General features: G+C 35.1%; 29 protein-coding genes and 2 tRNA genes. 13 read left to right on the top strand and 18 right to left on the bottom strand.

Annotation, left to right across the window (positions count from 1 at the left end):
• Positions 1–2 precede the first annotated feature (2 nt).
• Complete coding sequence (locus tag J5U23_RS14585; protein WP_218258790.1) at positions 3–335, top strand: hypothetical protein; 333 nt, start codon at positions 3–5, stop codon at positions 333–335.
• Positions 332–1,312 carry a V0D/AC39 family V-type ATPase subunit gene (locus tag J5U23_RS14580; RefSeq protein ID WP_218266500.1) on the top strand — a complete coding sequence of 327 codons (981 nt, stop codon included), beginning with the start codon at positions 332–334 and terminating at the stop codon, positions 1,310–1,312. The genes J5U23_RS14585 and J5U23_RS14580 overlap by 4 nt, the downstream gene beginning before the upstream one ends.
• On the opposite strand, the gene J5U23_RS14575 is transcribed toward J5U23_RS14580, so the two are convergent.
• Positions 1,295–1,630 (bottom strand): hypothetical protein, encoded by a 336-nt coding sequence (locus J5U23_RS14575; RefSeq protein WP_218266499.1) that lies wholly within the window; start codon positions 1,628–1,630, stop codon positions 1,295–1,297. The genes J5U23_RS14580 and J5U23_RS14575 overlap by 18 nt on opposite strands.
• 48 nt (positions 1,631–1,678) lie before the next feature.
• On the opposite strand from J5U23_RS14575, the gene J5U23_RS14570 reads away from it, so the two are divergent.
• Positions 1,679–2,659 (top strand): aldo/keto reductase, encoded by a 981-nt coding sequence (locus J5U23_RS14570; RefSeq protein WP_218266498.1) that lies wholly within the window; start codon positions 1,679–1,681, stop codon positions 2,657–2,659.
• A gap of 22 nt (positions 2,660–2,681) precedes the next feature.
• On the opposite strand, the gene J5U23_RS14565 is transcribed toward J5U23_RS14570, so the two are convergent.
• From J5U23_RS14565 to J5U23_RS14540, 6 genes are all read right to left on the bottom strand, one after another.
• Positions 2,682–3,260, bottom strand: a complete 579-nt coding sequence (locus J5U23_RS14565; RefSeq protein WP_218266497.1) for an XTP/dITP diphosphatase — start codon at positions 3,258–3,260, stop codon at positions 2,682–2,684.
• Positions 3,220–3,918: a Kae1-associated kinase Bud32 gene (locus J5U23_RS14560; protein WP_218266496.1), complete on the bottom strand. Its 699-nt coding sequence runs from the start codon at positions 3,916–3,918 to the stop codon at positions 3,220–3,222. The genes J5U23_RS14565 and J5U23_RS14560 overlap by 41 nt, the downstream gene beginning before the upstream one ends.
• Positions 3,879–4,874: a KEOPS complex N(6)-L-threonylcarbamoyladenine synthase Kae1 gene (gene kae1 / locus J5U23_RS14555; protein ID WP_218266495.1), complete on the bottom strand. Its 996-nt coding sequence runs from the start codon at positions 4,872–4,874 to the stop codon at positions 3,879–3,881. The genes J5U23_RS14560 and kae1 overlap by 40 nt, the downstream gene beginning before the upstream one ends.
• Positions 4,875–4,877: 3 nt before the next feature.
• Positions 4,878–5,105: a 30S ribosomal protein S27ae gene (locus J5U23_RS14550; protein WP_015581307.1), complete on the bottom strand. Its 228-nt coding sequence runs from the start codon at positions 5,103–5,105 to the stop codon at positions 4,878–4,880.
• A complete protein-coding gene (locus J5U23_RS14545; RefSeq protein ID WP_218258783.1) occupies positions 5,047–5,409 on the bottom strand; it encodes a 30S ribosomal protein S24e in 363 nt (120 codons plus the stop codon). The genes J5U23_RS14550 and J5U23_RS14545 overlap by 59 nt, the downstream gene beginning before the upstream one ends.
• 66 nt (positions 5,410–5,475) lie before the next feature.
• Positions 5,476–6,279: a sulfide-dependent adenosine diphosphate thiazole synthase gene (locus tag J5U23_RS14540; RefSeq protein ID WP_218266494.1), complete on the bottom strand. Its 804-nt coding sequence runs from the start codon at positions 6,277–6,279 to the stop codon at positions 5,476–5,478.
• A gap of 89 nt (positions 6,280–6,368) precedes the next feature.
• Here J5U23_RS14540 and J5U23_RS14535 point away from each other — a divergent pair, with 89 nt between their 5' ends.
• Together J5U23_RS14535 and J5U23_RS14530 are read left to right on the top strand one after the other, a co-directional pair.
• Complete coding sequence (locus tag J5U23_RS14535; RefSeq protein ID WP_012711649.1) at positions 6,369–6,578, top strand: TRASH domain-containing protein; 210 nt, start codon at positions 6,369–6,371, stop codon at positions 6,576–6,578.
• Positions 6,509–7,126 carry a UbiX family flavin prenyltransferase gene (locus tag J5U23_RS14530; RefSeq protein ID WP_218266493.1) on the top strand — a complete coding sequence of 206 codons (618 nt, stop codon included), beginning with the start codon at positions 6,509–6,511 and terminating at the stop codon, positions 7,124–7,126. Before J5U23_RS14535 ends, J5U23_RS14530 begins: the two co-directional genes overlap by 70 nt.
• A gap of 41 nt (positions 7,127–7,167) precedes the next feature.
• On the opposite strand, the gene J5U23_RS14525 is transcribed toward J5U23_RS14530, so the two are convergent.
• From J5U23_RS14525 to glyS, 6 genes are read right to left on the bottom strand one after another with little or no spacing between them, the layout of a single operon-like run.
• Positions 7,168–7,557: a hypothetical protein gene (locus J5U23_RS14525; RefSeq protein ID WP_012711647.1), complete on the bottom strand. Its 390-nt coding sequence runs from the start codon at positions 7,555–7,557 to the stop codon at positions 7,168–7,170.
• Positions 7,558–7,597: 40 nt separating this feature from the next.
• Positions 7,598–8,146 carry a tRNA-intron lyase gene (gene endA / locus J5U23_RS14520; protein ID WP_218258780.1) on the bottom strand — a complete coding sequence of 183 codons (549 nt, stop codon included), beginning with the start codon at positions 8,144–8,146 and terminating at the stop codon, positions 7,598–7,600.
• Positions 8,147–8,788 carry a phosphate transport regulator gene (locus J5U23_RS14515; protein WP_218266492.1) on the bottom strand — a complete coding sequence of 214 codons (642 nt, stop codon included), beginning with the start codon at positions 8,786–8,788 and terminating at the stop codon, positions 8,147–8,149.
• Between the two features lie 25 nt (positions 8,789–8,813).
• A complete protein-coding gene (locus J5U23_RS14510; RefSeq protein ID WP_218258778.1) occupies positions 8,814–9,218 on the bottom strand; it encodes a hypothetical protein in 405 nt (134 codons plus the stop codon).
• Positions 9,215–9,580 carry a hypothetical protein gene (locus tag J5U23_RS14505; RefSeq protein ID WP_218266491.1) on the bottom strand — a complete coding sequence of 122 codons (366 nt, stop codon included), beginning with the start codon at positions 9,578–9,580 and terminating at the stop codon, positions 9,215–9,217. The genes J5U23_RS14510 and J5U23_RS14505 overlap by 4 nt, the downstream gene beginning before the upstream one ends.
• The gene (gene glyS / locus J5U23_RS14500; protein ID WP_218266490.1) at positions 9,564–11,288 is read right to left on the bottom strand and encodes a glycine--tRNA ligase; all 1,725 of its coding nucleotides are present in this window, start codon (positions 11,286–11,288) and stop codon (positions 9,564–9,566) included. Before glyS ends, J5U23_RS14505 begins: the two co-directional genes overlap by 17 nt.
• Before the next feature lie 52 nt (positions 11,289–11,340).
• Between glyS and speB the strand changes: the two genes are divergently transcribed.
• A complete protein-coding gene (gene speB, locus J5U23_RS14495; RefSeq protein ID WP_218258775.1) occupies positions 11,341–12,234 on the top strand; it encodes an agmatinase in 894 nt (297 codons plus the stop codon).
• Here the strand turns inward: speB and J5U23_RS14490 are convergent.
• Positions 12,221–12,367 (bottom strand): DNA-directed RNA polymerase subunit P, encoded by a 147-nt coding sequence (locus J5U23_RS14490; RefSeq protein WP_009988725.1) that lies wholly within the window; start codon positions 12,365–12,367, stop codon positions 12,221–12,223. The two genes, speB and J5U23_RS14490, sit on opposite strands and share 14 nt — an antisense overlap.
• A 95-nt stretch (positions 12,368–12,462) precedes the next feature.
• Between J5U23_RS14490 and yciH the strand changes: the two genes are divergently transcribed.
• Positions 12,463–12,765, top strand: coding sequence for a translation initiation factor (yciH, locus tag J5U23_RS14485; RefSeq protein WP_218267558.1), 303 nt, complete (start codon positions 12,463–12,465; stop codon positions 12,763–12,765).
• On the opposite strand, the gene J5U23_RS14480 is transcribed toward yciH, so the two are convergent.
• The gene (locus J5U23_RS14480; RefSeq protein ID WP_009988715.1) at positions 12,755–13,684 is read right to left on the bottom strand and encodes a transcription initiation factor IIB; all 930 of its coding nucleotides are present in this window, start codon (positions 13,682–13,684) and stop codon (positions 12,755–12,757) included. The genes yciH and J5U23_RS14480 overlap by 11 nt on opposite strands.
• A 159-nt stretch (positions 13,685–13,843) precedes the next feature.
• Here J5U23_RS14480 and J5U23_RS14475 point away from each other — a divergent pair.
• The 5 genes from J5U23_RS14475 (at position 13,844) to J5U23_RS14455 (ending at position 16,830) form a co-directional block, all read left to right on the top strand.
• A tRNA-Gln gene (locus tag J5U23_RS14475) sits at positions 13,844–13,916 on the top strand.
• Between the two features lie 380 nt (positions 13,917–14,296).
• Positions 14,297–14,953 carry an IS6 family transposase gene (locus J5U23_RS14470; protein WP_218267557.1) on the top strand — a complete coding sequence of 219 codons (657 nt, stop codon included), beginning with the start codon at positions 14,297–14,299 and terminating at the stop codon, positions 14,951–14,953.
• 69 nt (positions 14,954–15,022) lie between these two features.
• A tRNA-Gly gene (locus tag J5U23_RS14465) sits at positions 15,023–15,098 on the top strand.
• A gap of 170 nt (positions 15,099–15,268) precedes the next feature.
• Complete coding sequence (locus J5U23_RS14460) at positions 15,269–15,853, top strand: helix-turn-helix domain-containing protein (protein ID WP_218266489.1); 585 nt, start codon at positions 15,269–15,271, stop codon at positions 15,851–15,853.
• Positions 15,850–16,830, top strand: a complete 981-nt coding sequence (locus J5U23_RS14455; protein WP_218260910.1) for an aminotransferase class I/II-fold pyridoxal phosphate-dependent enzyme — start codon at positions 15,850–15,852, stop codon at positions 16,828–16,830. The genes J5U23_RS14460 and J5U23_RS14455 overlap by 4 nt, the downstream gene beginning before the upstream one ends.
• On the opposite strand, the gene J5U23_RS14450 is transcribed toward J5U23_RS14455, so the two are convergent.
• The 3 genes from J5U23_RS14450 to J5U23_RS14440 are packed head-to-tail and all read right to left on the bottom strand — an operon-like array spanning position 16,827 to position 18,286.
• Positions 16,827–17,264, bottom strand: coding sequence for a GtrA family protein (locus J5U23_RS14450; protein ID WP_218266488.1), 438 nt, complete (start codon positions 17,262–17,264; stop codon positions 16,827–16,829). The two genes, J5U23_RS14455 and J5U23_RS14450, sit on opposite strands and share 4 nt — an antisense overlap.
• Positions 17,265–17,302: 38 nt before the next feature.
• Positions 17,303–18,013 carry an alanyl-tRNA editing protein AlaXM gene (gene alaXM, locus J5U23_RS14445; RefSeq protein WP_218266487.1) on the bottom strand — a complete coding sequence of 237 codons (711 nt, stop codon included), beginning with the start codon at positions 18,011–18,013 and terminating at the stop codon, positions 17,303–17,305.
• Positions 18,014–18,286 carry a hypothetical protein gene (locus tag J5U23_RS14440; RefSeq protein ID WP_016730877.1) on the bottom strand — a complete coding sequence of 91 codons (273 nt, stop codon included), beginning with the start codon at positions 18,284–18,286 and terminating at the stop codon, positions 18,014–18,016. It abuts the gene before it with no gap.
• Between J5U23_RS14440 and cdvB1/B2 the strand changes: the two genes are divergently transcribed.
• Entirely contained in the window at positions 18,240–19,001 is a 762-nt protein-coding gene (gene cdvB1/B2 / locus J5U23_RS14435) for a cell division protein CdvB1/B2 (protein ID WP_218266486.1), read from the top strand. The genes J5U23_RS14440 and cdvB1/B2 overlap by 47 nt on opposite strands.
• The last annotated feature ends 19 nt before the right edge of the window (positions 19,002–19,020 follow it).

Raw genomic sequence — 19,020 nt, 5'->3', positions numbered from 1 at the left:
TGATGAGTGAAGTTAAGTTTAACGCGTACTCTAAGGCAATAATAGAGTTTGAGGATGAAATAAAGAGAATAAAAAGAGAGATAGCAGATGACAGTAAAAGATTAATCACCCTTTCAGACTCTTATCTTTCCGAATTAAGGGCAACTGCTGAGAGATCGTTGGGTGAGATTCAAAAATTATTAAATGAAGAGAAAAAAAGGCAATTAGACGAAATAAGAAATAAATATGTCTCTGAGCGAGAAAAACAATTGGATGAGATAAGGAAGGAAGCTGAGAAGAATATTGATAAAGTTGTGAACGAGGTTATAAGGCAACTATTAGGTGTCTTTAAATGAGTTATGCGATTTACTCTTTTATACATTCAATCTCTAGAACACAAAAGGTCTCGTTATTAACAAAAGGTTTAGTTAATGAATTAATAAGTAGCGAAAGTTGGAATAATGTTGCCTCACTACTTAAAGAAAGGGGAATAATTGAGGAACAACCAGCTAGTATAGAAGATTTTGAATTCATGCTTAAGTCTAGATCTCTTATACTATTGGAAAAGATAAGAAATTATTTCTCAATATTTAGAGTGACGTATAATATAGTTGACCTATATATTTACATGTTATCTTTAGATGAATTGAAAAATATAATAGTTAGTATAGTTAATGGTACTGGAAATGGGAATAGTAATAAAATAAGATTTTTCAAAAAATACTTCGATCAAATACCATCTTCACTTGAGGAATTAACTAACAGTTTTAAGGGAAATATATACGCTAACGCTCTTTCATATGCTATCAAGGATGGGCAAGGTAAAAATATATCCTATCTTCTATCGTTACTTGATATCTATTTCATAAAGAAACTATCAGAGATCATAGAAGGTTTTAAGGGTGATTGGAAAAGTCTTGCCGAAAACATAATATGCTATTATAAGGATTACTACTCAATATCATTTGCAATCAAACACAAAACAGTAGAGAATACTGTTTGTAAAATCGGTACTGAGATACTTAAAGATCTCTCTTCTTCTACAAGTAATACTGAAATACTTGATATTTTAAGACGAACTCAGTACTCAAAGATGCTTAACGTAAATAATACTTACGAGGCACTAGCTAGCTTGTATAGAATGGCTAGGGTTAATGCTAGGAAGAGCTCAGAGCTAGTATTCATGAGTTCTCCATTTAATCCCGCATTGGCATTAGCATTAGCAGAACTGATACGTCTCGATACAGAGGATATAGTAAGCATAGCTAATGCAAAAAGCTTGAGATTAAAGGAAGAAGAGATTAAGAAGATGTTATCATTCGAGATCATATAATATTTTCTCGTCTACTATGTATTCATTGTCTTCTTTTATTATAGTCGATTCCGGTATCTGCGGAGGATTTGGCATATTCTCTATAGGCTTGGTCTTGCCAAGATATATCCATTTTAACTTCCCCCCAATTTTCTCTAATTTGTACCAATATTTTCCAATATAGATATATCTCTTACTATTTTTATAAACAATATGATAAGGTTTTAGGTAGACGCCGTATTCCTTTATCTTTGTGTTATACTCGTAGACCATTAGTTTAAGTTTATCAATAATCATGTCGAATTGCTTTTCGTTTACCTTAACTCGCATCACTATCATCTTTATTTTTATTATTTAAAATGCAATGATAATAATGGTTGATATTACATGCTCTACAGACGCATAGGTGATACTAATATTGCAACATCTGAAATAGGGATTGGAGTATGGAGCTTAGTTACTGATTGGTGGGGTGCGGATACAAATAAGGCAGAGGATATATTACGAAAAGCGTATGAACTTGGAATTAACTTTTACGATACTGCAGATACTTACGGAGAGGGTAAGGGTGAGGAAATTATTGCAAAAGTTTTAGAGACTAAGAGAGACGATATAGTGATACTAACTAAGATAGGGTACGATTTTTATCATAAAGAGGGAGGTAAAATAAGACAAAGATTTGATATACCCTATCTTGAATTTGCTCTAAAGAGGTCCCTAGAAAGATTAAGAACAGACTATATTGACATACTTATGATTCACAATCCTAAGATTAATGTCATTAAAAATCCAGAGATCATATCTTTTCTTAGATCGTTAAAGAAAGATGGGATAATAAGAATGTACGGTGTTGCATTAGGTCCCACATTAGGTTGGGAGGAGGAAGGAATTGAGGCCATAAATACGGGATACGAAAGCTTAGAGTACATATATAATATTATTGAGCAAAGGCCAGGGAATAAGTTTTTGAAATACGAGAAAATAGGACATGTAATAAGGGTACCTCATGCTTCTGATGTTTTAATTGAAGATAAATGGCCATTGATTTCTGATCCTAAACTGCATAGATCGTTAAAGGATAGCAAATGGCTAAATGAAGGAATTAAGAAAAGCTTAAAACTAAAGGAGTTTGCGAATTCTAAAGGAATGAAATTATCTGAATTGGCTCTGAAATTTATTCTATCCAATAAGAATGTGTCCACAGTGATTCCTAATATAACTTCGATAAGCGAATTGGAGGAATATGTAAAAGTAGAAAATTTACCAAGTCTTACTGAAGATGATTTAAAATACATTGAAGACTATTACAAGAAATACTATGAAGACCTAAATGAGGATAGTATAAAAGAAACTTTAAGGTATAAATAGTTTATTTCAAGAACTACTTATTTTATGCTTTTTCAAGATAGCTCGTTAAGAAATCAGCAAATTTAGCAAACGCTCTCGCCCTATGTGAGTATTTATTCTTCTCCTCCAATGACATCTCTGCAAAAGTTCTCTTTTCTCCCTCTGGGATAAATATGGGGTCAAATCCAAAACCTGAATTACCCCTAATCTCTTCAGAAATAACTCCCTTTACGATACCATTAAATGTTTTAATTATTTTTCCGTCAGTAAACGTCAGTACAGTCATGAAATACGCTGACCTATCTTTTACGTCTTCGAGCAATTTTAGTATACCTTTAAGTCCAATTGTGTTCTTAACAAAATTTGTGTAGGGACCAGGAAAATTCTGTAAGGTTTCTATAAATAACCCGCTATCATCTACTATTAATGGTCTTCTGAAGGTCAAATATGCTAGATATGCAGCTGTTTTAGAGATTTCCTCTAAATTATCACTTTGTATTTCTATTTTCTCTCCTTTCAACTGTTCTAACTCTATATTAAAGCTCTTAGCAAGTTCTTTTAATTCCATAAACTTATTCTCATTACTCGTTACCACTCCTATTCTTACGTCTCTCCTCAACATATCTTCCCCTCATCCTAATATCCTTTACTAGCTCTAATATTTCGTCAGTCTTTCCACCCATGATTGTTCTGTAACCCTCCACAAATGAATTGTAGATAATATCCTTAAAGTCAGAATGTATACTTTCTAAAGATCTTAGAAATACATGAAAATCCGTTGCAAGATCCTCTTCATCTTGAGTTCTCCTTGATAAACCAAAATCTATTATAAAGATATCGTTATTTATAGAACTTAGGATGAGATTGTTAGTTGTTAGATCACCGTGAGCTATCCCTATACTATGTAACTTTCCCGTAAGTTCCCCTATTCTTTCTCCTATTTTAGATAATGATTGGACAGAATTATTTGCGTTTATTAGATCCTTAACTATCTCCCCTTCTATATATTCAATTACCAATAAATAATTATTAGGATCTATAAAAAGCACTGCAGGTACATTCACATCGTTTTTAAGCGCAGTATAAATTATCTTAGCCTCTAATATTGTCCTTTCATAGTTGATTTTATGATCTAGTTCTGGATTTCTATAACTTTTCTTAATTCTTTGTTTAAATATTGCATGAATACCCAAAAAATATCCTTCATATATGTTGGATTCTGCACCACGCTTAATTAACCTTAATTTCTCCAAGGAATATCTACCTCGTCTACTCTCCATCTAGGTCTTATGTACGATTTGTCAACATCAATAAATACACCTTTTGATGCAGCCAACATACCAGCATAGGCTATCATCGCCCCATTATCTCCCGCAAATTCTGGCGGCACTATTTTAATTTGTACGTCCCACTCTTTTCCTAGCTCCTCCAACTTTTTTCTCAAACTTACACTAGCTGCTACTCCTCCAACTATCATTAACTCCTTTTTTGAGGTAAGTGCCAGTGCCCTTTCTGTAGCTTCCAATAACATATCAAATGCTATTTCCCTTATTGAGTAACAAATATCTTCTAACTTTTCCTTTCCCACTAACCTTAACGCTGCTGTAAGTAATCCAGAAAATGACATATCTTGACCCTTAACAACGTAAGGTAATTTAAGTAATTTGCTTCCTCTTTCTGCACAAATATCAATTGCGTGTTTCCCGTTAATAATGTATGGTGGTGCTAAGTTCACCTCTCTTACAAATACATCCATCATGTTTCCTAACGCAATATCTAATGTTTCTCCGAAAATTCTAAACCTCCCTTTGTAGAAGGTAGTTATTATTGTATTTCCACCTGAGAGGTATAAGATTAAAGGATCTTTAGATTCAGTTGTTAAATACCCTATTTCAATGTGTCCTATGCCATGATTCACTGGTACCAATCTCTTATTATACTTTAGCGATAACGCTCTTGCTAGTGTAGCACCAACTCTTAATGCCGGTCCTATACCAGGTCCTAAAGCTACTGCTATATAATTAATATCATTTATACTAATATTAGCTTTCTCTAGGGCTCTTCTCAGTATTGTCCCTGAGACTTCAGCATGGTGTTTTAGTAGATCTCCAGGCTTCATACCACCCTCTTTGGGAACAAAAGTATCCCTTTCGCTTGCCAATATGTAGGGTGGTTGATCTTTTGCTATTCCTACTCCGAAAGTATGGGCGGTAGACTCGATACCCAGTACTAACATATTTTATCTTTTCTTTGAAGTGCCTATAAACTCAGTGTAACCACATTTTCCACAAGACCATCTCTCATTTGGTTTTAAGTGGTGAGCCATTATACTTCCGCATCTAGGACATTTCTTATTTTTTAGCTTAACCTTATTCCCTTCAATTACGTAATAGGTTCTTACTATTGCTTTAACCTTTTGCTCCTTGGCCACCTTTGCTTCCTCCTTTCTTTTGTTTAGTTCCAGCATCTCTATCTAATAAATATTTTGGCTCGATTTTCTCTAATATCTCACGGGATTTATAAATATGTAATTTTACGTTGCTTATACCAGCTCCATAGCTTGTAGATATTTTTCTAACTACTACTAGGTTCTCTTGGGAACCAAAAGCTTGAATTATTGCCTTTATTATGTCTTTCCTCGATGGGGTTCCACTACCCATGTGATAAACTTTTAATGAGATTTCACGTCTTCCTATAACAGCATTTTGTACATCTCTTTCTATAATTCCTTCTGCCTTATCTGAGATCTTCACTTTAGCTTGAGACTCCATTCTATTTCACCATTTTTAAAAATACGTATCAATTTAAGGTTTACTGTTTTAAACGTTATCGCTACGCTAAGTTCCTATTTCACTTTTTAGCAGATCCTTAGTGATCTCCTCCGCAACCGCTTTACCAGAAAGTACCATAGCTCCAAATATTGGTCCCATTCTAGGTAATCCCTTAACCTCAGTAACCGCCATACCCGCTGCGTAAAGTCCTTCAGCTACCTTTCCGGTGTTAATTACTGTTAATTCCTCGGCTCTTTCACTATATGCTGATTTTTCACCAGGTATAACTATTCCTAATTCTGGTATTTTTCTCGCTGCGACAGAAATCACTTCAGCATCATGACCAGTTGCGTCAACTACAGCCTTAGCTGAAATAAATATTGGATCTACATGAAGGCTTGCCATTTGTGTTGCTGTCCACTCCACTGCCACTCCAGCTACTCGTAAAGGATTCTCTCTAAATATCACATCATCCACTGTTACTCCATGAATTATTTTAGCTCCTGCGTCAATTGCAGCAGTTGCTAATTTTGCCATGAATTCAGCTGAATCCACAACATAGACTCCTTCTTCTACTTCCTTCAACCTTACATTAACTTCTCTTAGGATTTCGTCTGCGGGTTTTTCTATTATCAATTTGTGGAACAACATTGCCCCTCCGCCGATTCCTCCACCAAAACTTAACCTCCTCTCAAATACTAGTGTCTTTAATCCCGCTTTAGCTAAGTAATAGGCTGCGGACAATCCAGATGGCCCAGCTCCTACAATTACCACATCAGATTCTACAAATTGGTACCAATCTTCCATTGTTTCCTTAATTATGTATCTACTTATCTTAACTTCATCTACTTGCTTAATTTTAACTTCCATAATCTAAAATGATATAACTCACTTATAAATTAACTTTTATAATCGTGAACGTGGACAAGGTTTTTTTATAGCAACTACGATTGATAGATATGCCGTTACAATTAAATACTAATACGGTTACGTTGAAGTGCAGTTGGTGCGGTACTATTATAAAAGAAAATCCAATAGTAGTTAAAACATGTTGTAATAATAAACCGTGGGTTTTTTGTAGTAATAGGTGTTATCAACAATGGTTGGCGGATTGGCTAAGGAAGCAGGAACAAAGAGCGGGAGGGAAAAAGCAAAGAGGGTTATTATAGGAATAAGTGGCGCAAGTGGAACAATATATGGTATTAGGACTGTCCAGTTTCTAAATGAACTCGGTTATGAGACGCATATTATAATTTCTAAGAGTGCAGAGAAAGTAGCGCAAAAGGAGCTAGGTATAAATTTAATTGAAGAGTTAAAGAAGTATTCCTCTAATATATATATCCAATCCCAGATCGAAGCTGCACCTTCTAGTTCAAGTTTTTCAATAACTGTAGGAGGTATGATTATTATTCCATGTAGTATTAAAACACTTGCAGAAATTGCAAATGGAATTGGATCGAATCTTCTATCCAGAACGGCATTAAATTTCATCAGAACAAACAAGAAGTTAGTTTTGGTAATTAGAGAAACTCCATTAGGTGCCATAGAACTCGAAAATGCCCTAAAGCTAGCTAGATTAGGTGTTCTCATAATGCCAGCTTCTCCTGCTTTCTACATCTTACCAAAAAGTATTGATGATATGATTAACTTCGTGGTTGGTAAGGCTTTAGATCTATTGGGAATAAAGCATGACATATATAAGAGATGGAAAGGATAGGATAAAATAAATGTAATTCTTATCTTATCAATAAAATAGTCTTATAGTACATCTAATCCTTTTTTGCCAAATTTCTTTGATATTATCTCCTTCATTTTGTCATCGTAATCTTCCTTTTCAAGTTCTTTTTCAATCTCATTATCCCTCTCATTCTTCTTATTTATGGCAAATGCACATTTATTACCAGGCAGTAATGCTCTCTTCTCACAATAAGCGTATTGGCATTCACCAGTTATACATACATCCCCCACCCATCTGCAATAGCCCACTTTGTATGGATTGCCTTTAGTATATTTTACTTGTATTAGTAATGCTCTCTTATTACATCTGAAATATGGGCACAAGTAATTACACTTATCCCCTAAAGGCATTGGCTTCTGTTCATCACTAAAGGAGGGCTGTCTTTCAAAGCCTCTATTTCCGTTCTTCAAATTACTTAAACCCCCAAACTTTTAGACAATCATATTAAACTTACATTTTGACCCATTTAAACATTATGTATCTTACACTTTCACTTTTGCGATCTACTAGAGCCAGTACTAATCTTTTCCTTGTGCTGTGGGAGACTCTCCCAAAACTCAATAACTCATGAGGAGTAATTTCTTCGTCAATATCCACTGCAATAACCACATAAGGTGCATGTTCTAATCCAGGTCCTAACGTGTATACTGCAAAATCTGCTCCATATTTTACTCCAGATCTAACTATGAATCCTTTTTCCCTCAAGTCTTCGTAAACTCTGTACATGATATCAAATTTATTTATTATTTTAGAACTATATTCATATAGTTTCTCATATTCAAGAATTTCACCATTTTTATCGATAACTCTAATTAAACCCTTTTTGGCCAGATAGACGCTTTCAATTAATGATAATTCTAGAGGTCTAATTATATCTTTAGGGCCCTTCGGCTTAGAAATTCCTATTGGCTTTCCATAGAAACCGTTTGAATAAATGTATCTTGATTCATCTACATTTGGGATTAATACCTTAGATCCCACCAATAAGGCTTTTACCATCTACATCCTCTCATATGCGATATAGGTTATATTGTCAGCAGAACTCTTCAGCAGATCCTCACTATCTTCCAATCTATCAGCTATATCTTTTAGCAACATTATGTAGGAGAAGTCAACAAGTTTCCTTTCGAACAGTGTTAATTCTAGACTCCTATATAGTTCATCTATTTCTTGTTCCAGTTTTATTACGTTACGAGCATTTTCATAGGAATTCTTTGGATTTACAGACAATAATCTTAACGCCTCTATGAAGTAGGTGATCGATGTAATTATCTTTTCGCAGATAACTATAAGTAATCTATTTATCACGTCATCGATATTCATTTGCTTAGATAGCATAACACTTAGCCTATATGTTGCGGCGTCTAAGTTTTGTGCGACCTTCTCTAAATTATTCAATATTTCTATGTACAAGTCCTTATCTAATAATCCTTCTCTAATTTTGAAAATGTACTCACCAAGTCTGTATTTACTAACCTCTATATCGTTTTTTATTCCGTTTACTTTGGAATAAATTTGCATAGCATTTACATTATTGTTATTAGATAAGAACTCATACAAAACTCTAGTTTCGTCCAATAATTTTAATGATATTTGTTGTAATTGTTCCTCTATTGCAAGTGTAGCAATTCCTTCGCTCATTGTGATTTAAAACAGTCATTAAAGTTTAAAAATTAAGATGTGACATACTATTCATAATCTTGTCTATTTGCTCCAAATCCTTATCTATTTCCATATTTACTCCCTTATCTTTCAAATAATTATTTAGGCTATTTAGAAGCTCTTTTTCATCCTTTAATCCCACTATTACCAAATAATTAATTAAACCAAGTGCCTCCTCTTTAATCTTGGTATCACTTGTTTTATCTATATTTTGGATTATAACTTCTAATCCTTGGAAGAGTTCTTTTCTAACTCTTCTCATTCTTCTAACCAGTCTAGTGGCTTTTCCTATGTCGGGTTCGGGGAAAGCCACCAAATTCTCTAGCTCGTTCAAGTACTCAGTATGATCATTTATTATCGTTTCAAAATCAAATAATACTCTACTTATTGCCATATCACTCTCATTCATTTAGAAGCCCTCACAGTTACCGTACTATTATCCTCTATACCTAGTGTAACCAGATCTTGGGGATTAGCCCAGACTTCTAATTCAGGTATCTCTTCTTGCAATATGGCCTTTAACTTGATTCTTTTCCCTTTAACTGATATTTCAACGTCATTAGTAATCCCTAGATCTTTAGCTAGTTTAGATGAAATTATCGCAAACCCCTTATCAACATCATTTCTTTTTCTGATCTTGATTCTTTTCTCTTTCGGTGGAGCTTTACTCCCCTTTAATGCTGAGGCTGGAGGTATAACGCTAACAAGAGTTTTTATATCAACTTTTTTCTCTTCTTCTTTTTCATTCTCGTTATTACTCATTACTATCATTCACCTCAATTCCAATCTTATTAAAGACTTCTCCTCTAAATAACTTTTCCAATGAAATCTTAAGGTCATCTATTTTAACTCTAACTTGCTTCCAACTATCTCTATCCCTTATTGTTACGCTGTTATCTAGTAATGTCTGAGGATCAACTGTAATAGCAAAAGGTATTCCAATCTCATCAGCTCTAGCATACCTTCTTCCAATGCTTCCAGAATCATCGTATAGTACTTCGTATTTTTCGGAAAGATTTTCTCGTATTTCCATTGACTTCCTAATTAGTTCTTCCCTCTCCAGAAGTGGGAAAACTGCAATATCATAAGGCGCTAGATGTCTAGGCAAGGATAGCAAAACTCTACCCTCTTTTTCCCTATATGCGCTCAGTATAGTTAGGAATAACGTCCTTTCAACGCCAAATGATGGCTCTACAACATGTGGTATAAAGTGCTCACCATGAACCTTCTCTTCTCTCTCAACAATGCTTATGAATTCACCTAAAGGTTTGCCATCTATCGTCACATTATTCCTAATCATTTGCTCAATTTCCTCAGCGGATTTCCCATTTAATAGCTCCATAACTTTTTTTCTTAGTTCCTTATCCTTTAATTTCGTATTGTTTACTATGACAGTCTTCTTTTTAATCGTTTTAGGTTCTTTATATTTTCTAAAAATAGTCAAATCTTGTCCGCTATATTTCATATGCCTTGATAAATCGTAATCTCCTCTATATGCGTGCCCAGAAATCTCAACCTTCATACCATTAATTACAGCGATTTGGTCGAAAGTCTGTTTAGAATAATGTGCCCTTTCGTAAGGTAACTTCTCTTCAAAATAAAATTCGTTAATACCTAGCGCTTTGACAAAACTCGATGCTACAGCCATCCAATATGCCATCCAAGGTTGGATAATGATCTTCTCTCTTACACTCTCTTCTAAATCAAACTCTTGTGGTTTACCATCATTTTCCTTTTCACTCGCAGTCAAAATATTGAGCTTAGTCTCCTTAAATCTATGTAATGGTATGTTTTCAATATTATTATCCTCTGGGTCTATGAAAAACTCTACCTCCATTATGGTGAACTCCCTCATTCTTATTAATCCTTGTCTAGGTGAGATCTCATTTCTACCCACTCTCCCTACTTGAGCTATTCCAATAGGTAGTCTTTGTCTAGTAGCCTCATATACACGTTTAAATGCAGTGAACATTCCTTGAGCTGTCTCTGGTCTAATGTAACCTAAATTACCAGTATAAGGACCTATGTTGGTTGTGAAAAGTAAATTGAACAATCTTACTTCTCCTAACTCTCCCCCACAATATTGACATCTAATATTGTTTTCCCTTATTATCCTCGTTAGTTCCTCTGGCTTAAGACCCTCTACGCTTCTCTTTAATACATCTTCGATTAAATGATCAGCCCTATATATTCTTTTACAATTATTACACTCAACGATAGGGTCTGTAAAACTTTCCACATGACCACTGGCTTCAAACACTTTAGCAGGGCCTATCATTGGACTTTCTATTTCTACTACAAAGTCACTGTTATCCTTCACGAAATATTTTCGCCATAACTCTACTATTCTATTTTTAATCTTTACACCTATAGGTCCTATATCGTAGAATCCCGCTACTCCTCCATAAATTTCATACGATGACCAAAATATTCCTCTTCTTTTAGCTAAGTCCAACACTTTATCTATTACTTCACTCACAACTCTCTAACATTACAACAAGTTTATAAAGTTCTATGACCAAAATTAGCGAGTGAGTGACGGAAGATTACTTTATTTAAATGAGAATAGTAGGAAATTTGCTGGATTTAACAAGGAAAGATCACCCTTTGTAATAATTGGAATACCCATGGACATTACAAGTAGCTATAGGCCAGGTAGTAGATTTGCCCCATCTTCAATAAGAGAATCAGCTCAATATATTGAATTTTATTCAATAAGGAATGATGTGGATATGGGGGAAATAGGTTTCAATGATGTAGGTGATATAATTCTACATCCTTCAAATGTTGAGGAGAACATAAGTAGGATATCAAGTGTGATAAATTATTTCCACGAAAACGGGAAAATTACTATTTCCATAGGTGGGGAGCACACGATAACTGCGGGAGTGATAAAAGGAGTGAAAAGAGAAGGATTATGTTTAGTTAGTTTTGATGCGCATTTAGATTTAAGAGATGAATACATGGGATATAGATACGATCACGCTTGTGTTATGAGGAGGATATCTGAATATGGCGTCAAAATTATTGAAGTGGGAACTAGGGCAGTTAGTAAGGAGGAAATAGAATACGCTAGACAAAAGGGGATAACATTTTTTACACCTCAGCAAGTTAGACTTTTAGGGGTTAAGGAGACTTCAAGAAGAATAATTACCTCAATACAAGAATGTAAATCGCTCTATATCTCATTTGATATGGATGGGATAGATCCAGCTTACGCACCTGGTGTTGCAACACCAGAGCCAGATGGATTAGACCCATCTACTTTATTGGATATAATTAACTTAATTGCAGATAAAAGAGTTATAGGATTTGATGTTGTTGAAGTTTCTCCTTCTTATGACACTTCAGGTATAACTAGTGTACTAGCTTCTAGAATAATTCTGGAAACCGCTGCAACGGTTTATAAATCTAGATCGCTTTAACTATTTTTATAGTAGGCTTTCTAACCATAAATATTATTTTATAACCACAATATGGACATCTAACACCTGGTAATACTTTTAATTGTTCATCTGTAAACGTCTTCCAGCATTTACCACATCTATAGACTGCCATAGCAACATTTACTTAACGGTAACATTTATAAGCTTATCTGACAAAAAACGATAGAAAGATTAAAAGGGGAGTGTATATAAAGATAATTTTTGAGAATGGCAGAAAATCTGTGTGGTGGTCTTCCACCAGACATATGTGAACAACTTTCAAAGGAAGAACAATTTATTAAAATAAAAGTTGAAAAAAGAAGATACGGAAAGGAAGTCACAATAATAGAAGGAATAGGAGGTAATGATTCTGAACTTAAAAAAATAGCTTCTGAACTTAAATCCAAGTTAGCAGCAGGAGGTACAGTAAAAGATGGTAAAATACTAATTCAAGGAGATCATAAAGAAAAAGTTAGGGAAATCTTAATAAAAATGGGATATGCGGAATCTAACATTCTAGTTATTGAGTAGGTATTGAAATTTTTAGTTCTTGTGTAAGTTCTTTATACCTATTTCTCACAGTAACTTCAGTAACGCCTGCAACTTGCGCTATTTCTTTTTGGGTTCTTCTTTCATCGTGTAATAATGACGCTATATAAATCGCAGCTGCGGCTAAGCCAGCTGGATCCTTACCAGCAGTTAAACCAGAACCCTTCGCCTTATCTATAATTTCGGCAGCTGTTTTCATAACAGCTCCGCTTAGACCTAACAAGTTAGCTATTCTAGTTACGTAATCCTTTGGATCGCTTACCGGCACACTAACATCTAACTCTCTAAGTAATAGTCTATAGCATCTAGCTACTTCTTTCCTATTTGCCTTAGTATACTGAGCTATCTCATCTAAAGTTCTAGCTAACTTCATCCTTCTACATGCTGCGTATATGGCAGCTGCTACAACGCTTTCTATACTCCTTCCTCTTACTAACCCTTTCTCTACTGCTTTTCTGTAGATTAGTGCAGCCTCATCCTTAACTGATTTTGGCAAGTTCAGTAAGTTCCCAATTCTTTCTAATTCATTCATAGCTTGTGCTAAGTTCCTATCTATAGAACTTTGTATCCTAGCCCTTATTTGCCACTTTCTCCATCTTAACGCTTCGAGTCTTCTCTTAGGGTCTAAGGTTCTTCCCATTGCGTCCTTATCTTTCCAGTCTATAAGAGTGGATAAGCCCCTATCGTGAATAGTATTATTTAAAGGTCCTCCAACTCTGCTTCTCTTTTCCTTCTCTTCTGGAGTAAATGCCCTCCATTCTGGTCCTTGATCTATAATTTTATCTTCTAAAACTTCTCCAGTTTCAGAGCAAATATATTCCCCCCTCTCCGCATCGAATATAATTTTATCGGGAGGGCAAGGAGTAGATACAGATTTATTTTCTTCAGACAAATACAACACCCCAATTATATACAGCCACGAATAGTAAACCTTTTAAACTTTTCTATTTCTTTCCTTATAAATCTTTCCCCCAAGTCTCTCCTTACTTATCTAAAAATGGGAGAGATCAGTATAAATTAAGCGTTAAGCTTAAATGATAAGTTGGAGTAGTATAGAATTAGCCGGGTAGTCTAGTGGTCAAGGATCCAGGGCTTTGGCCCCTGGGACCAGGGTTCGAATCCCTGCCCGGCTACCTGTCGACTAGATTCTATTTTGTTCTTCTTTATCTTCATGGATATAAAACTTATATTGACTAAAAATTCCTCTCATATATTTTAATTCAGTTTACTTTAACTTAGTAATATGGAGGAACAAGAGAAAAATTATAATGTGTTTTTAAAACTCTCTGAGAAAAGCTCAGATTAACTTACGATCTTAAAAATGTTGAGAAGCTGGTTACGAGTGTGGACAACAATTTTGTTAATTCAAAACAAATTATATGAACTGTTCGTGTTCTATAAATAGAATGCGACGTAATACCTTTTTAGGGTGAGCACGGGAGTATTACTTGGAGGTGATACTACGGGAACTAGGTGGAGAGTTCCCGTGCTCACCCAAGTGATATTAGTTTTAATGGAGTATATTAATCTTAAGCCTAGGTTTTACTCTAGTGAGGTAATAGCCTCGGCTTTGGCTAGTTATCTCTCTGGTTTGTCTTCTTGGAGGACTTCTTTGCCTCATTCTACCTTGTTGTACTACTTGAGGAGGTTGAGCTGCATTAAGTACGTAGTGCCAATTAGTGGTTTTTATGCGGTAGACGAGACTAAAATTATGGTAATTAAGGGGCAGTATTATTACGTGTGGATTGTGAGGGATGTAAAGACGGGTGCAATACCCTTCTTCATGGTGACGAGCTTGAGGAGTGGAGTGCACGTACTAATAGTCTTGACCAACGTGAAGAATGCGGAAAAGGAGGCTGAGAAAGTGCTCAAAACGAGGATAGATAAGGTAATCTATCTACACGATGGGGCAACAATCTATAACGCGTTCACTTGGCTAAACGTGGAGCACAAGAGGGTAACGTTCAACGAGAGGGACTACGCAGAACAAGGGTTCAGAAGCTTAAAACACAGGATATCCTCAATGGATTTTCACTTCCCGTGGAACACTAATAGGTTCACGCTCACGAGGTGGTTATCGGTGTTCTTCCTAGCTTATAACGCGCTTTACGCTCCAGTATATTTGCCAGATAGGGGAGTGATAATAAATGTAAATATTCCAAATGAATGAAATTGTTGTCCACACTCCTGGTTACTAAAGAAAAAAATAAATACCTTCCCGTTCTCATTATTAAACAGTGCGGCCGTAGTCTAGCCTGGATTAGGACGCCTGCCTGCCACGCAGGAGGTCCCGGGTTCAAATCCCGGCGGCCGCATACAATATTTTTTAATTCTAGTTCTTTTTGTATGGCTTAAATTACTCGAAGGCTATAATTCTCGTAATGATGAACCTCGTAGTTTATGAAAGGTGAATGAAGGTCTTGAGTGCTGAATTTAAGCGTTAGTAGATAAGTTTAAGTAGTATAAGTTTAGAGGTAATTATGTAATGCTGTTATACGTCGTAATAAAAACTCCTAATGTACTTCAGTTCCCAGAATTTATTCCTAACAAGATTACAATCAACATTCTCGATATCAGAGTTGATGGGGAGAAAGGTAAGCTGCTTATTGAAGTACGTGGAGACGAGACAAACGCTAAGCAAGTTTGTGAAGAACCTATTAAGGTTTCAAAGTATAAATTCATTTGTACAAATTACATATCAACTGAATTCATTAAGGTCTTGTCTCAATATATTATAATGAACGGTGCTTTAACAGATGATGGAATCCTATGGACCTTAATATTAAACGGTTATACAGAGCTGAGGGAATTACTTAATTCGCTAATAGGCATTACAAAAGAGGTTAGAGTTTTAAAAGTCGTGAAAGCTGAGAAAAAGGATGCAATAACTGCAAGGCAGGAGCAAATACTTAGGATTGCTTTAGAAGCTGGATTTTTTGACTATCCTAGAAGAATAGGATTAAAAGACTTGGCTAAAAAGCTGAACATTAGCCCATCAAGCCTAAGTGAAATTATAAGGAGAGCTGAAAAGAATGTGATCACAGCTTATTTTGAAGAGAGGGAACTATGAAACATGGAGGATATTCTTGGAGAAATGGAAAACCAGACTTAAACGTCAAGGATTTTAGCGTAAATCTTAATCCGTTAGGTGTTCCCAAGTTCGTTGAAGAATTAATTAATGAAGCTGTAAGGCTTAAAATATATACATATTATCCCCCTCAAAATCTTAGAGAGATAAAGAGCGTAATTGGGGAAATTTACGGAGTCAGTGAGGATTTGGTAGGAGTATTCAATGGTGCTTCCGAGATCATTAATGTGCTTGATGATAACTTCACTGTTCCACAGCCTAATTATAGTGAATATAAATTTCGTAGCTATTATTTTGCTGAGGAGCGCGAAGACGAATTTGTTTTCAAATTAAAGCCTGGTCGAATAATAGCTAGCAACCCAAATAATCCTACTGGGTCTGTAATCAAATTAAATGAAATTGAGAACTTTCTTAAAGATAAGAACAACGAACTTGTTTTAGATGAGTCGTTTATTGATATAAGCTTGGCTGAGAGTGCGTCTGGACTAGTTAACGAATTCTCTAATTTGATAATCATAAACTCATTTACGAAGAGTCTTGCAATTCCAGGCTTAAGATTTGGTTTTTCACTAGGACATAAGAGTAAGGAATTGGAAAGACTTGCTCCAATCTGGCGAATTAACTCCATAACCTATTATGTTGTATCTAACTTAAATGCTAAGGAAATAAGGTCTTTCTTTGCGAGTAGCAGAAGTAAAGTAAAAGAAATTTATTATAAATTAGAAAATACGAAGAAGTTGTTCAAAATGTACAAATCCTATGCACCGTTTTTCCTGGTGGAATTTAAGATTCCCTCTAGCTTAATTAATGACGAACTAATTAGAAGATGTAAGTGCTATATTAGGGATGCTAGTAACTTTTTAGGGTTAAGGAATACTCACGCCAGAATAGCTTTAAAGGATGATGTTATTGAGTTGATTCATACCCTAAATGAAATCATATCTGAAAAGGGGAGTTAAGCCCACACGTACTTTAGACTAGTTATAAATCTTACTAAAAATCCAGACAGGATACCAATGAAATTTGTTAAAACTAAGATAAATGTTGAGGTAGTAAGTTTACTAAAGAACAATATAAATACCGCTTGAGAGATGGAAGCAACGTGTAGTAAATATATTAATAAAACTAATGCGACCACGTATTGGACTATATTTCCAAGATAGGAAGAGCCATGGAACTTTAATAAACGATTAAGGTACGAATTACTCCTCCTATCTTTAAATGTCCATGTATCATTTAGGACGAAATTAAAGATAAGTGAAATCTCAATTGCTATGGCTAAAGAGACTCCAATTGGTATAGCCTTAGAAGCTAAAACGTAAATGGCCTCGTTTACAATTGTCCCTAATCCACCAACTACGGCAAACTTAGCAAGTCTAACAATTAATGACACAAAAATACTTATGCTGATCGAGCTAATAAATAAATTCCCTATGGTTTAACAGTATAATAAACTCTCTTTCTCCCTTTTCCCTTATTTTCAACCTTAAGTAGTACTATTTCTCCTATTTCCGTGGTATTGTTTACGTGAGGTCCGCCGTCAGCTTGTATGTCTATTCCCGGTATCTCTACAATACGCCATATTGGAATTTGCGGTGGATTTCTCCCAGCTAGTTTCACTATCGCTGGTATCATTAGAGCTTCTTCTCTAGGTAAAAAATAGATTTTCAGCTCTATCCCTTTTTTGACTATTTCATTAGCTTCATTTATTAACTCAATAAGAGTATCTTTACTTTCAACATTAAAGTCGTCCTTAGCTTGTTCTGGACTTATATGCCCTCCAGTTATTAAAGCTCCGAACTTACTATAAGCTAATGCAGCAACTATGTGCGAGGCAGTATGTAATCGCATCATTCTATATCTTCGTTCCCAATTTATTTTGCCTATAACCTTATCGCCAACATTAAGAGAAGCATTTTGATCTATCTTATGTAAAATCTCCCCGTTCTCTCCTCTTTTTGCCTCAGTAACATTTATCTTCTCTCCTCTCTCATTTATTAAAATTCCAGTATCGTTCTCTAAACCTCCTCCTCCCGGGTAAAAAGCAGTCTTATCGAGCATTACGTAGCTATCTTCTATCTTAACTACTCTTCCCTCAAATTCTTTAATATAAGAGTCTTTTAGGTAAAGTTCCTCTGTCATCTAGTTTAACTTATTGCCTTGCAATATAAATATTCCATTCTTATGCTTATAAGTTAAGGTTAATGGATCTATTCTTATTGGTAACGATATCACTTTGATTACTCGATTATTCATTGAGTCAGTTACATAAATCTTGTTTCCATCAGTATTTATACTAACCCTGTTATATTCTAGTTCTTTCCATCTAAGATCTAAGTATATTACCACGTCATTAGCTGATATTAAGATGTCGTATTCCGGATCTTCATCTTCTTTAATGAACGTGTTTGGCATATTACTTATTTTAGATTCTAATAATTTAAACTCTTCACATAATGTGTTTGATCTTATAAGAGTTAATGAGGTAAGTTATATATTAGCCATGCTCGGAAAAGATTTCCAAAAGATTTGGGGTTATGAGCAGGAGAGATTTAAAATAAAGGGCTCTAAGGAGCCTTTAAAGTATAGATTAGTTAACGCTCACTATAAAATTAGCTCCATGATTAGTAGGCTTGACGCTTATATTTCTAGAATGCAAGAAAGGGATAAAATATTATTTGAGAGAGTAGTAGAAGCACAAATGTCTAAGGATACGCAAAGGGCGGCAATGTACGCTAATGAGGTAGCAGAAATCAGAAAGATCTCCAGACAGTTGTTAACAACCCAAATTGCCTTGGAACAGGTACAACTCAGATTAGAGACAGTAACTGAATTAGGGGATGTATTTGTAAACTTAATCCCAGTATTAGGAGTTGTTAGTGAATTAAAGTCTACCTTGAAAGGTATAATGCCAGAAGTTTCGTTAGAACTCGCCGAATTAGGAGAAGGACTACAAGAGATAGTTACCGAGTCTGGAGAGTTCACAGGTATGGGAGCTTATGCAGCAACATCTTCACCGGAGGCAAGGAAGATATTGGAAGAAGCTTCTGTTGTTGCGGAGCAGAGAATGAAGGAGAAGTTCCCAGATCTACCTGTTGGTGCTGGATTAGCCTCCAAATCTAACTCCTAAAACCCTTATTTCACTTAAT

The sequence above is a fragment of the Saccharolobus shibatae B12 genome, assembly GCF_019175345.1.
Taxonomy (GTDB): Archaea; Thermoproteota; Thermoprotei_A; order Sulfolobales; family Sulfolobaceae; genus Saccharolobus; species Saccharolobus shibatae.
The sequence above is the reverse complement of the archived record's forward strand: the minus strand, read 5'-3'. Positions and strand labels throughout refer to the sequence as shown.

Excerpts from the sequence above, each read along its gene's own strand:
- yciH (WP_218267558.1), top strand. The coding sequence starts at position 12,463 with ATGGCAGAAAATCTGTGTGGTGGTCTTCCACCAGACATATGTGAACAA.
- J5U23_RS14505 (WP_218266491.1), bottom strand. The coding sequence starts at position 9,580 with ATGATAGTAATGAGTAATAACGAGAATGAAAAAGAAGAAGAGAAAAAA.
- J5U23_RS14585 (WP_218258790.1), top strand. The coding sequence starts at position 3 with ATGAGTGAAGTTAAGTTTAACGCGTACTCTAAGGCAATAATAGAGTTT.
- J5U23_RS14490 (WP_009988725.1), bottom strand. The coding sequence starts at position 12,367 with ATGGCAGTCTATAGATGTGGTAAATGCTGGAAGACGTTTACAGATGAA.
- alaXM (WP_218266487.1), bottom strand. The coding sequence starts at position 18,013 with ATGACAGAGGAACTTTACCTAAAAGACTCTTATATTAAAGAATTTGAG.
- J5U23_RS14560 (WP_218266496.1), bottom strand. The coding sequence starts at position 3,918 with ATGGAGAGTAGACGAGGTAGATATTCCTTGGAGAAATTAAGGTTAATT.
- J5U23_RS14565 (WP_218266497.1), bottom strand. The coding sequence starts at position 3,260 with ATGTTGAGGAGAGACGTAAGAATAGGAGTGGTAACGAGTAATGAGAAT.
- J5U23_RS14455 (WP_218260910.1), top strand. The coding sequence starts at position 15,850 with ATGAAACATGGAGGATATTCTTGGAGAAATGGAAAACCAGACTTAAAC.
- J5U23_RS14530 (WP_218266493.1), top strand. The coding sequence starts at position 6,509 with ATGGTTGGCGGATTGGCTAAGGAAGCAGGAACAAAGAGCGGGAGGGAA.
- J5U23_RS14460 (WP_218266489.1), top strand. The coding sequence starts at position 15,269 with ATGCTGTTATACGTCGTAATAAAAACTCCTAATGTACTTCAGTTCCCA.
- J5U23_RS14550 (WP_015581307.1), bottom strand. The coding sequence starts at position 5,105 with ATGCTGGAACTAAACAAAAGAAAGGAGGAAGCAAAGGTGGCCAAGGAG.
- J5U23_RS14510 (WP_218258778.1), bottom strand. The coding sequence starts at position 9,218 with ATGAATGAGAGTGATATGGCAATAAGTAGAGTATTATTTGATTTTGAA.
- J5U23_RS14545 (WP_218258783.1), bottom strand. The coding sequence starts at position 5,409 with ATGGAGTCTCAAGCTAAAGTGAAGATCTCAGATAAGGCAGAAGGAATT.
- endA (WP_218258780.1), bottom strand. The coding sequence starts at position 8,146 with ATGGTAAAAGCCTTATTGGTGGGATCTAAGGTATTAATCCCAAATGTA.
- J5U23_RS14515 (WP_218266492.1), bottom strand. The coding sequence starts at position 8,788 with ATGAGCGAAGGAATTGCTACACTTGCAATAGAGGAACAATTACAACAA.
- J5U23_RS14440 (WP_016730877.1), bottom strand. The coding sequence starts at position 18,286 with ATGCCAAACACGTTCATTAAAGAAGATGAAGATCCGGAATACGACATC.
- J5U23_RS14470 (WP_218267557.1), top strand. The coding sequence starts at position 14,297 with ATGGAGTATATTAATCTTAAGCCTAGGTTTTACTCTAGTGAGGTAATA.
- kae1 (WP_218266495.1), bottom strand. The coding sequence starts at position 4,874 with ATGTTAGTACTGGGTATCGAGTCTACCGCCCATACTTTCGGAGTAGGA.
- J5U23_RS14540 (WP_218266494.1), bottom strand. The coding sequence starts at position 6,279 with ATGGAAGTTAAAATTAAGCAAGTAGATGAAGTTAAGATAAGTAGATAC.
- J5U23_RS14535 (WP_012711649.1), top strand. The coding sequence starts at position 6,369 with ATGCCGTTACAATTAAATACTAATACGGTTACGTTGAAGTGCAGTTGG.
- cdvB1/B2 (WP_218266486.1), top strand. The coding sequence starts at position 18,240 with ATGTCGTATTCCGGATCTTCATCTTCTTTAATGAACGTGTTTGGCATA.
- J5U23_RS14575 (WP_218266499.1), bottom strand. The coding sequence starts at position 1,630 with ATGATAGTGATGCGAGTTAAGGTAAACGAAAAGCAATTCGACATGATT.
- J5U23_RS14570 (WP_218266498.1), top strand. The coding sequence starts at position 1,679 with ATGCTCTACAGACGCATAGGTGATACTAATATTGCAACATCTGAAATA.
- J5U23_RS14580 (WP_218266500.1), top strand. The coding sequence starts at position 332 with ATGAGTTATGCGATTTACTCTTTTATACATTCAATCTCTAGAACACAA.